The organism is Vibrio sp. 10N.222.49.C9, assembly GCF_041474985.1.
GTDB classification, from domain to species: Bacteria; Pseudomonadota; Gammaproteobacteria; order Enterobacterales; family Vibrionaceae; genus Vibrio; species Vibrio crassostreae_C.
In genome coordinates this window covers 1-617 of record NZ_JBFRVD010000348.1, presented here as the reverse complement: position 1 = coordinate 617, position 617 = coordinate 1, and the positions used below count along the sequence as shown (strand labels likewise).

The window sequence follows — 617 nt, the reverse complement described above, 5'->3', positions numbered from 1 at the left end:
GGACTTCGTTGAATCCAAACAACTGGTCAAGATCAGATGGCGATATGTGCCATCAGTTCCTTTTTGGGGACGTCACAGGCCGGATTGCGAATCGACGCATAATCAATAATTAATCTTCAGTCTTTCCGAGATGCAATCATAAGCCTTAACGATTTTCGTTGAGGCTTTTTGTATGCGCTTTTGCGAATGCAACCCTGGGGTACAGTAGTTACACGAACAGCAAACCACCGAAGGGCGATAGATAGGTCAATCACGCCGCCCCTAAAGGAGCGGGCTTGTAAAAGCCAAGTTGACCAGATCACTCACTGAGGATTAGAAGTGAGTTAAACGATATTTTGGATATAGACACCCTCGGATGCCACCTCAGTCCGTTGCTCTGTCGAGGCACTGTAACAGCCCTAAAGCGTTACGGGCAGTCAACCTCATCTAAAGCCTTTATATCTGATCGAGAGGAAGTCGGATTCTATATGTGCCTCAAGCATATAGATACGCATAACTCGAAGGAGAAACACGCAATGTTCGTGTTTGTACTAAACAAAAATGGCGAGCCGTTAATGCCATGTAAGCCACAGAAAGCTAGGGTTTTACTCAAGCGTGGTGATGCAAAAGTTATCAAA

At 45.4% G+C, this 617-nt stretch carries 1 protein-coding gene; it reads left to right on the top strand.

The annotated features are described in order from the left end of the window. Window positions 1-467: 467 nt before the first annotated feature. Window positions 468-617, top strand: a 150-nt coding sequence (locus AB4585_RS23460; RefSeq protein ID WP_372171180.1) for an RRXRR domain-containing protein, incomplete at its 3' end; no start/stop codon positions are given.